Raw genomic sequence first — 9,114 nt, 5'->3', positions numbered from 1 at the left:
GCTCTACGGCGTGGAAACCAACCGCGACTACCTGCGCCAAATCCTGCTGGCCACGCCGTTTGCCAGCGGCCGCCCGTGGACGCGTTGCCTGGAAGGCCTGGTCTACAGCGCCAGCACCTTCGAAGTGCTCAGCGCCGGCACCCAAACCAGTGTGCAGGACTACCCCGGCCGCCTCGGCTACTGGGCCGTCGGTGTGCCGCCCTCCGGGCCAATGGACAGCCGCGCACTGCGCCTGGGCAATCGCCTGCTGGGTAACGACGACGGCGCGGCGGCGCTGGAAATCACCATGAATGGGCCGCTGTTGCGCTTTAATTGCGCGGCGGTCGTCGCTGTTACCGGCGCAGCCATCACGCTGTTGCTGAACGACCAACCAGTGCCGATGAACACAGCGTTGCGGATTGAAGCAGGCGCGGTGTTGAGCCTTGGCAGCATCATAGGTGCCGGTGCGCGCAGCTATCTGTGCCTGCGCGGCGGGTTGCAAGTGCCGGATTACCTGGGCAGCAAAAGCACCTTCACCCTCGGCCAGTTCGGCGGGCACGCAGGGCGCGCTTTACGCACTGGCGATGTGTTGCATTTGCTGCCACTGACAGACGCCGACGCCGGCCAGCAATTGATCGCTGAACCCCTGCCTGCGGTGCGCACGCTGCGGGTGATTTATGGCCCGCACGGCGCGCCGGAATACTTCAAGCCTGAATACATCGACACCTTCTTCGCCACCCAATGGGAAGTGCACTTCAACTCCAGCCGCACCGGCGTGCGACTGATCGGGCCAAAACCTTTATGGGCGCGCACGGACGGTGGCGAAGCGGGGCTGCATCCGTCGAATATTCATGACAACCCCTATGCCATCGGCGCGGTGGATTTCACCGGGGACATGCCCGTGATCCTGGGGCCGGATGGGCCGAGCCTGGGCGGGTTTGTGTGCCCGGTGACGGTGATCGAGGCGGACCTTTGGCAGTTGGGGCAACTCAAGGCCGGGGACAAACTGCGGTTCGAACCGGTGAACCTCAAAACCGCCCGCGACCTCGCCCTGAAATGGGATCAATGTGGGAGCTGGCTTGCCTGCGATCCAGACAACTCGGTACCTCAGGCAGACCACATTGATGCCATCGCGGGCAAGCCCGGCTCCCACATCGACCGTGGCCCACTTACGATCGGATCGCCTGTGGTGCTGGAGTTGGGTGAAAGCGACACCCGCCTCGTCGCCCGCCTCGCCGGCGACACTCACCTGCTGCTGGAAATCGGCGCCCCCGAGCTGGACCTGGTGCTGCGCTTTCGTGCTCATGCACTCATGCAAGCCCTGGAAACTCTCGCCCTGCCAGGTGTCATCGACCTGACCCCAGGCATCCGTTCCCTGCAAATCCACTACCAGCCCGAACAACTGCCGCTGGCCGGTTTACTGGCGTTGATCACCACGCAATGGGCCGCTGTGTGCGCCACCCCCAACCTGCAAGTGCCCTCGCGCATCGTGCACTTGCCGCTGTCGTGGGACGACCCGGCGTGCCAGCTGGCGATCGAAAAATACATGACCACCGTGCGCAAGGACGCGCCGTGGTGCCCGAGCAACCTGGAGTTCATCCGTCGCATCAACGACCTCGCCAACCTCGATGAAGTGCGCCACACCGTGTTCGATGCCAGCTACCTGGTAATGGGCCTGGGTGACGTTTACCTCGGTGCCCCGGTGGCCACACCGCTGGACCCGCGTCACCGTCTGGTGACCACCAAATACAACCCGGCGCGCACCTGGACCGCCGAGAATTCGGTGGGCATTGGCGGCGCTTATTTGTGCGTGTACGGCATGGAAGGCCCAGGCGGTTATCAGTTTGTGGGCCGCACCTTGCAGATGTGGAACCGCTACCGGGAGGTCTCGGCGTTTGATGGCAAACCGTGGTTATTGCGGTTCTTTGACCAGATCCGTTTTTACCCGGTGACGGCTGATGAGCTGGTGCAGATCCGGCGCGACTTTCCGCTGGGGCGCTTTGAATTGAGCATCGAGCACAGCCAGTTGAACCTCGCGCAGTATCAGGATTTCCTCGCGCGCGAAGCCGCAAGCATTGGCGCGTTTCGTGAGCATCAGCAGCACGCCTTCAATGCCGAGCGTGAACGCTGGATTGCCAGTGGCCAGGCGCATTTCGACAGTGAAGAACTCGTGGCACCACAAGGTGCAGACACGCCGTTGCAGGCCAACCAAATCAGTGTCGACAGCCCGATCGCCGGCAACCTCTGGCAAGTCCAGGTGGCTAACGGCGAGCGCGTGTCGGCTGGCGATGTGCTGGTGATTCTGGAGTCAATGAAAATGGAAATCCCGGTAGTGGCGCCGTTCGCCGGCACCGTGCGCGAGATCCCCGTGCAACCCGGCAGCGGCATCGACGCCGGGCAACGGGTGGTGGTGCTCGAACGTGACTGACTCTTCTATTTCTACAGGCGGACAAGCCATGAACCTGCAACTGGACAACCTGCGCAATGCCTACCTGAGCGGCGACACCACGCCCCGTGAAGTGCTGCTGCACCTGCGCGAGAAAGCCGCGCACTTGAACCCCGATTATCACCTGTTTATCCACTTGCTTACCGAAGCGGAGCTGGAGCCGTACCTGGCCGCATTGGACGCGCGTGAACCGGCTGAGTTGCCGTTATTCGGCGTACCGTTTGCGATCAAAGACAACATCGACTTGGCTGGCATTCCCACCACCGCCGCGTGCCCGGCGTTCGCCTATGTGCCGCAGCGCAACGCGAGCATTGTCGAGCAGTTGATCGCCTTGGGCGCGGTGCCAGTGGGCAAGACCAACCTCGACCAGTTCGCCACCGGGCTCAATGGCAGCCGCTCGCCGTATGGCGCGTGCCCCAACAGCGTGTTGCCGGAGTATCCGTCGGGCGGCTCCAGCGCCGGGTCGTCGCTGGCCGTCGCGTTGGGTGTCGCGAGTTTTGCCCTGGGCACCGACACGGCCGGTTCCGGACGGGTGCCGGCGGCGCTGAATAACCTGGTGGGGCTCAAGGCGAGCAAAGGCTTGATCTCCACAGCCGGCGTGGTGCCGGCGTGCCGCACGCTGGATTGCGTCACCACCTTTACCCGCACCGCGCGCGAGGCCAGCCAGTTACTGGCGCTGACTGCCAAACTCGATCCGTTGGATGCGTACAGCCGAGCGAACCCGGCGTGGAATGATGCATCGGCGTTTGGCGCACCCCGCGCGTTTCGTTTTGGCGTACCGCGCGAGCAGGACCTGGAGTACTTCGGCTGCGAGCAAGGCCCGCAGTTGTTTGCGCAAGCCATCGACCGCTTGATTGCACTGGGTGGCGAGCCGGTGACGCTGGACCTGTCGCCCTTCCTGGAAGCCGCGCGCCTGCTCTACGAAGGGCCGTGGGTGGCTGAACGCTACAGCGTGGCCGGTGAACTGATGGAGCAGAACCCCGAGGCCGTGCTGCCGGTAATTCGTGCGGTGCTGGCCAAGGCGCCTGCGGTAAACGGCGTGCAGACCTTCCGTGCGCAGTACCGCCTGCAAGCCTTGAAAGCGCAGTGCGATGGCATGCTTGAAGGCCTCGACTGCGTACTGACGCCGACCATCGGCCGCCCGGTGACGCTGGAAGAACTGCGCGCCGAACCGGTGCTGCGCAACGCCGAGCTGGGCTACTACACCAACTTCATGAACCTGCTGGATTACGCCGCCGTCGCCGTGCCCAGCGGCTTTATGCACAACGGTTTGCCTTGGGGTGTGACGCTGTTTGGCCGAGCGTTCACCGACCAATACCTGTTGGGCGTGGCAGATGCGTTGCAGCGCCAGCACGATACGTCGCTGCCTGTGCCTGTCGGCAGCGCAGGTCATGACTTTACCCGGCTGGTGGTGTGCGGCGCGCACCTGCAGGGGCTGGCGCTTAACGGCCAATTAGTGCGGCGTGGCGCGCGCCTGCTGGAGCGCACCCACAGCTCGGCCGACTATCAGTTGTTCGCGCTGGCCGGTGGGCCACCCTATCGCCCCGGCATGCTGCGGGTGAGCGAAGGCGGCGTGGCTATTGAGGTGGAAGTGTGGGAACTGCCGAGCCGCGAATTGGGCTCCTTCCTCACCGGTATCCCCGCACCGTTGGGCCTGGGCAAGGTGCAACTGGCCGACGGGCGTTGGGAAACCGGCTTCATCTGCGAGCCCTATGGCTTGACCGGCGCCGTGGACATCAGCCACTTCGGCGGCTGGCGCGGCTACCTGCGCAGCTTGCAATAGCGGGGCGGCGCTGTATCGTGCAGGGAACTGCGCGATACAGCCCGAACCGACATGACCACACCCACCCTTTGCCCTGCCTGCGGTGCCCGCAACGACTGCGCCCTGGCCGACCCACGCACCGCCGACCAAGCCTGTTGGTGCTACAGCGTCACCATCGACCCGGCGGTACTCGAAGCGCTGCCCGATGAACTGCGCAATAAGGCCTGCCTGTGCCCACGCTGTGCGCAGGTAGATGCGCAATTGCGTGGGGCTGAACAGCCGTAATGCGCGTTGATCGTTTCCTCAGCAACCTGCCGCGTTTCAATCGCCAACAAGTGCGTGTGCTGCTGGTTGAGCGACGGGTGACAGTTGATGGCGTGGCCGTCAGCGACCCACACCATGAAGTGCGAGCATTCAGCCGCGTCTGTGTCGATGATGAGGTACTGCAAGCCGGCAAACCGGCGCGTTATTTCATGCTGCACAAACCCCAAGGCTGCGTGAGCGCTACCGCCGACCCGGTGCATCCCACCGTGCTTGATTGGCTGAGTGAACCGGACACGCATGAGCTGCACATCGCCGGCCGTCTGGACTTCAACACCACCGGGCTGATGCTGATCACCAACGACGGCCAATGGTCGCGGCGCCTGACCCAACCCCAGACCAAACTGCCCAAGGTTTACCTCGTTGAAACCGAGCAGGACATTGGTCCTGAGTATGCAGCGACCTTTGCCGCGGGCCTGTATTTCGCCTTTGAAGATCTCACCACTCAACCCGCCGAACTTGAGCTACTCGGCCCCAGGACCGCACGCCTGAGCATCATCGAAGGCCGTTATCACCAGGTGAAGCGCATGTTCGGGCACTTTGATAATAAAGTGATTGGCCTGCACCGCGAGCGGATGGGACCTTTGGTGCTGGATGACACGCTTCTGCCGGGCCATTATCGGGAATTGACTGACGACGAGATCCGACAGGTCTGACGACCGTTCAGCCGGTGATGGCAAAAAACCAGCTTGGCGCCTTGCGAGCTGGCGCCTGTGCTGCTTGAATCAAGACGTCAGCCAAATTATGACTGGCGAGTCGCCCCATAACCTCCAAGAAACACCTTGCCCCGCCCGCGCTTGATCTATGGGCGTTCCAGGCAAACAGCCCGCCATAACAACACCCGTCGGCCAGCCGTTATCGGACCGACATGGGCCTCATCTTCCAGGCGTATGCCTACCTGTCATAAAGCTCGTGCAGAGTGATCTGCGCGCCCTACCCGCTTGCCAGGAGTCTTACGACATGAGGCCAGAAATCGCTGTGTTGGATATACAGGGTCAGTATCGGGTTTACACGGAGTTCTATCGCGCGGACGTTGCTGCAAAGACCATCATCCTGGTCAACGGCTCCATGGCCACCACGGCATCCTTCGCTCAAACCGTGAAAAGCCTGTACCCGCAATTCAATGTGGTTTTGTACGACCAGCCCTACGCTGGCCGCTCCAAAATCCATAACCGTCATGAGCACATGCTGACCAAGGAAGTCGAAGGCCAGATCCTGCTGGAACTCATCGAGCACTTCGGCGCCGAACACGTGCTGTCGTTCTCCTGGGGCGGCGCCGCTGCCCTGGTCGCCCTGGCCCACCGGCCGCGCCGGGTGGAAAAGGCCGTGATCAGCTCGTTCTCGCCGGTGATCAACACCCCCATGCGCGACTACCTCGAACGCGGTGTCGACTACCTCGGCAACCTCGATCGCCACAACGTCGGCCACCTGGTCAACAGCACCATCGGCAAACACCTGCCGTCACTGTTCAAGCGCTTCAACTACAAGCATGTGAGCGGCCTGGCCGAGCATGAATACGGGCAGATGCACTTCCACATCAGCCATGTGCTCAACAGTGACCGGCTGTGCTACCTAAAAGCCGCCAGGCAGATCGACATTCCGGTGCTGTTTTTGAATGGCGAATGGGATGAGTACACCAGCGCCGAGGATGCCAAGCTGTTTGGCCAGCACGTGGCCAACAGCAGCTTCAGCACCATCCAGGCGACCGGGCATTTTCTGGACATGGAGCACAAGGCGGCCTGCAGGGACAGCCGGGATGCGGTGGTGGGCTTTTTGAAACCAGAACGCCAGGTGAGTCGGTTGCGTTATCACCAGGGCCAGACGCAGCATGCGTTTGCTATCTGAAAGGCGGCTTATGTGGGAGCCGGGCTTGCCCGCGATGCAGGCGCTGCGGTGTGTCAGTCACACTCAAGTGATGCAATCGCAGGCAAGCCAGCTCCCACACAAGCTTGATGAACCCAACTCACACATTTTTCGAAGAAAAACTTCAAATCCCGGCGAACATCTGGTACAAAGTCAGCCGCTTTGAGCGGGTATAGTTTAATGGTAGAACAGTAGCTTCCCAAGCTTCCGACGAGGGTTCGATTCCCTCTACCCGCTCCACTTCTGCTTTTCCCTCGTTTTACGCATCATTCCCCACCTATCCAGCGCCAGCCCTTCGCCGAAACGGTGTTGACCGCATTGGGACCAGAGGTAAAGGATCAGGCGCAGCACTGAAGCTGAGTGCAGACGGCATTGACCCCATCAGCCATAAACCCGCCATGAACGCCGCACTGGCCGTCGTTGAAGCCGTTACCAGCGGCGCAGGCACTCCATCGTTGCCGGCAAAGGGGTGCTGGGCGAGGATGACTGACAGCCGGGAACGGCAGGCAAAAAAATCCGGTGCCCTAATAAGTAGCCCGGATTTCTCAGCGAGCCAAACCATCTGAGTACTACAGAGCTTTTACCGGCTTAATCAAACTCTCCGCCGGAATCCCAAACATTTCATGCAGTTTCCAAATCATCGGCAGCGTGAGAGCTCGTTTCCCGTTCAGCACCTCATAAACCCGATTTTTGCGCCCGATGGCAGGCACAAGGTCTGTTGCTGACAAACCAGACTGCTCCATCCTGAAACGTATGGCATCTACCGGATTGGGCAGGTCAACCGGAAAGTGTTTCGTTTCATAAGCCTCTATCAGCGTAATCATTACCTCAAGGTAATCCCCTTCAGAAGTCCCTGGCTCTGGTTCGTTGTCGAACAGCGGCGAGACAGCCTTCAGCGCTTCCTGGTAATCCTGTTCGGTATGAATGGGTCGAATGTTCATGGGTTACTCCATTTCAACAGTATCTGCGTCAACGGCGTCGTACTGCTTATGTGTGCCGACAAATTTGATGTAGAGCGCGCCGTAGCGGTAGGCCACAGAGACCACTAGCCGGTAGTCATTGCCTTTGATGTTGAACACGACCCGACGGCTCTTGAGAACGCTCGCATGGCGAAATTGGCCCTTGATGTCTGCGGGCGTTTGCCAGTTCGCTTTCTTGACCTCGTCAATCCAGGCAAGGAGGGGTTGCTCTGAATCCGGGTGTTTCCGCCAAAAAGTCTTGAGCTGGCTAATCGCGATGATTCTCATAGAATGATCCTAGTCCCACAATGGGACTCATACAAGTGCGTTTCATCTGTTTGCCGTGCCCTGATACTCCCCTACGCCCAGAAACGCCAAACTGAAATCATGAAAAAATTTACAGTCGGACACCCATGATCTGGTTGAAGAAGCAGTCGCGGTCACCGACCTCGGCCAGCTGCAGTTCTGATGGCTCCCCTTCCCCTTGGTATGTGCGGCCTGGGAAGGCAAGCCTGTTGCAGGGCGTGAAAAACCTACGCGGCGCGGTCCACGCGGTCTTGCGCCGCTTCTACCAGCATCAGCCCCAGTTCGATCATTTGCTGAATGGCCAAGGCCAGGTAGCGATGTTGAGAAGGCAGGCTTTCGGCGAACTCGTTGGTCATGGCACCCGCGCCAGCAATGGTTTCGTAGGCGTTGGCGAGCAAGGCTTCGGTGTTGGCTTCAGGGCGAACGCTGAACAGGGTCGCGGTTGGGTTGCAGGAGTCAGTACACATCTGTTGATCCTCGGTAAGGACCACCTTCCAGAGCTACTAAACAATGGGTGGCGGCTGTATGCAGGTTAGTAGACCGGCGGATCAACGAAACCGGCGCACCCGAAAGTGCCCTGCGTACAGCCACCATTGAGGACAGACATCGAGATGCCTGACTGATAGGACAGCCATACGCCGTTGATCAAATCGGGCTACTAAACCCGACCGCTGATGGGCAGCGGCAGACGAACCTTAAAGCGCTCGTCCAAGGCGTACAACTCAGACGATTCTGTGTGTTGTGTAGGCAATAACGCAACATTCAGGACCGCTGTACCGTTCTCCTTCAGACCGTAAATTCTGGCAATAGGAAAACCCTGAAGAACGTTTGAAACCGGCACGCCCTCGCATCACTCTCCCCAGCCTTCGACACTGACGTGTCTCTTGCCAACCCGTATCCAAGTAGATACAGTGAGATTCTGTGAGGCCCCGTGCGTTATTCGATCCAGCAAACCCAAGCCTTCACTCAATGGTGCTCGGCAATTCGCGATCTGCGAGCAAAAATCACTATTGCTCGACGTATCGAGCGAGCCAGTGTGGGAAATCTGGGTGATTTCAAGATGCTGGGCGGCGGTGTTTCAGAGATGCGGATAGACGTAGGTGCAGGTTATCGCGTTTATTTCACCCTGCGCGGCAGGGAGGTTGTCATCTTGCTGGCAGGTGGCGACAAGTCCTCACAAGAGGCCGATATCCGGCGAGCAAAAAAATTAGCAAAGGAGGTTTGATCATGACTCAAACACTGACGACATTTGATATGGCCGAGCTGCTCGACAGTGATGAGGCCATCAGCGAATACCTTTCTCAGGTGCTGGCTGACGGTGACAACGAAGAGTTCCTTCGCGCCGTAGGCTACGTCGCCAAAGCCCGTGGCATGACAAAGATCGCCACGGATGCCGGCGTAGGGCGCGAGAGCTTGTACAAGGCATTTGCCCCGGGCGCAAAACCTCGTTTTGAAACGGTTCTGAAGGTGCTTCACTC

The 9,114-nt window shown here is 60.1% G+C and carries 10 protein-coding genes and 1 tRNA gene; 8 read left to right on the top strand and 3 right to left on the bottom strand.

Going from position 1 to position 9,114, the window contains the following annotated elements; translation table 11 throughout:
- The 6 genes from FEM54_RS16495 to FEM54_RS16470 form a co-directional block, all read left to right on the top strand.
- Window positions 1-2,407, top strand: a 2,407-nt coding sequence (locus tag FEM54_RS16495) for a 5-oxoprolinase/urea amidolyase family protein (RefSeq protein ID WP_138451933.1), incomplete at its 5' end; no start/stop codon positions are given.
- 28 nt (window positions 2,408-2,435) lie between these two features.
- Window positions 2,436-4,208, top strand: a complete 1,773-nt coding sequence (gene atzF / locus FEM54_RS16490; protein ID WP_138451931.1) for an allophanate hydrolase — start codon at window positions 2,436-2,438, stop codon at window positions 4,206-4,208.
- Between the two features lie 51 nt (window positions 4,209-4,259).
- Window positions 4,260-4,472, top strand: a complete 213-nt coding sequence (locus tag FEM54_RS16485) for a cysteine-rich CWC family protein (RefSeq protein ID WP_138451929.1) — start codon at window positions 4,260-4,262, stop codon at window positions 4,470-4,472.
- Entirely contained in the window at window positions 4,472-5,164 is a 693-nt protein-coding gene (locus FEM54_RS16480) for a pseudouridine synthase (protein ID WP_138451927.1), read from the top strand. Before FEM54_RS16485 ends, FEM54_RS16480 begins: the two co-directional genes overlap by 1 nt.
- 304 nt (window positions 5,165-5,468) lie before the next feature.
- Window positions 5,469-6,353: an alpha/beta fold hydrolase gene (locus FEM54_RS16475; protein ID WP_138451925.1), complete on the top strand. Its 885-nt coding sequence runs from the start codon at window positions 5,469-5,471 to the stop codon at window positions 6,351-6,353.
- Between the two features lie 184 nt (window positions 6,354-6,537).
- A tRNA-Gly gene (locus tag FEM54_RS16470) sits at window positions 6,538-6,611 on the top strand.
- A 329-nt stretch (window positions 6,612-6,940) separates the two neighbouring features.
- Here the strand turns inward: FEM54_RS16470 and FEM54_RS16465 are convergent.
- The 3 genes from FEM54_RS16465 to FEM54_RS16455 form a co-directional block, all read right to left on the bottom strand.
- Complete coding sequence (locus FEM54_RS16465) at window positions 6,941-7,312, bottom strand: helix-turn-helix domain-containing protein (RefSeq protein ID WP_138451923.1); 372 nt, start codon at window positions 7,310-7,312, stop codon at window positions 6,941-6,943.
- Window positions 7,313-7,315: 3 nt separating this feature from the next.
- Window positions 7,316-7,618, bottom strand: coding sequence for a type II toxin-antitoxin system HigB family toxin (locus FEM54_RS16460; protein WP_138451921.1), 303 nt, complete (start codon window positions 7,616-7,618; stop codon window positions 7,316-7,318).
- Window positions 7,619-7,863: 245 nt separating this feature from the next.
- Window positions 7,864-8,103 carry a DUF6124 family protein gene (locus tag FEM54_RS16455; RefSeq protein ID WP_017137302.1) on the bottom strand — a complete coding sequence of 80 codons (240 nt, stop codon included), beginning with the start codon at window positions 8,101-8,103 and terminating at the stop codon, window positions 7,864-7,866.
- 464 nt (window positions 8,104-8,567) lie between these two features.
- Between FEM54_RS16455 and FEM54_RS16450 the strand changes: the two genes are divergently transcribed.
- On the top strand, window positions 8,568-8,861 hold the full coding sequence (locus FEM54_RS16450; RefSeq protein WP_138451919.1) for a type II toxin-antitoxin system RelE/ParE family toxin: 294 nt from the start codon (window positions 8,568-8,570) through the stop codon (window positions 8,859-8,861).
- A gap of 2 nt (window positions 8,862-8,863) precedes the next feature.
- Window positions 8,864-9,114, top strand: a 251-nt coding sequence (locus FEM54_RS16445; RefSeq protein ID WP_138451917.1) for an addiction module antidote protein, incomplete at its 3' end; no start/stop codon positions are given.

This window comes from Pseudomonas edaphica (genome assembly GCF_005863185.1).
Lineage (GTDB): Bacteria > Pseudomonadota > Gammaproteobacteria > Pseudomonadales > Pseudomonadaceae > Aquipseudomonas > Aquipseudomonas edaphica.
The sequence above is the reverse complement of the archived record's forward strand: the minus strand, read 5'-3'. Positions and strand labels throughout refer to the sequence as shown.

Bases quoted from the DNA above. Each gene is read 5' to 3' on its own strand.
- FEM54_RS16460 (WP_138451921.1), bottom strand. From the start codon at position 7,618: ATGAGAATCATCGCGATTAGCCAGCTCAAGACTTTTTGGCGGAAACAC.
- FEM54_RS16480 (WP_138451927.1), top strand. From the start codon at position 4,472: ATGCGCGTTGATCGTTTCCTCAGCAACCTGCCGCGTTTCAATCGCCAA.
- FEM54_RS16465 (WP_138451923.1), bottom strand. From the start codon at position 7,312: ATGAACATTCGACCCATTCATACCGAACAGGATTACCAGGAAGCGCTG.
- FEM54_RS16475 (WP_138451925.1), top strand. From the start codon at position 5,469: ATGAGGCCAGAAATCGCTGTGTTGGATATACAGGGTCAGTATCGGGTT.
- FEM54_RS16455 (WP_017137302.1), bottom strand. From the start codon at position 8,103: ATGTGTACTGACTCCTGCAACCCAACCGCGACCCTGTTCAGCGTTCGC.
- FEM54_RS16485 (WP_138451929.1), top strand. From the start codon at position 4,260: ATGACCACACCCACCCTTTGCCCTGCCTGCGGTGCCCGCAACGACTGC.
- atzF (WP_138451931.1), top strand. From the start codon at position 2,436: ATGAACCTGCAACTGGACAACCTGCGCAATGCCTACCTGAGCGGCGAC.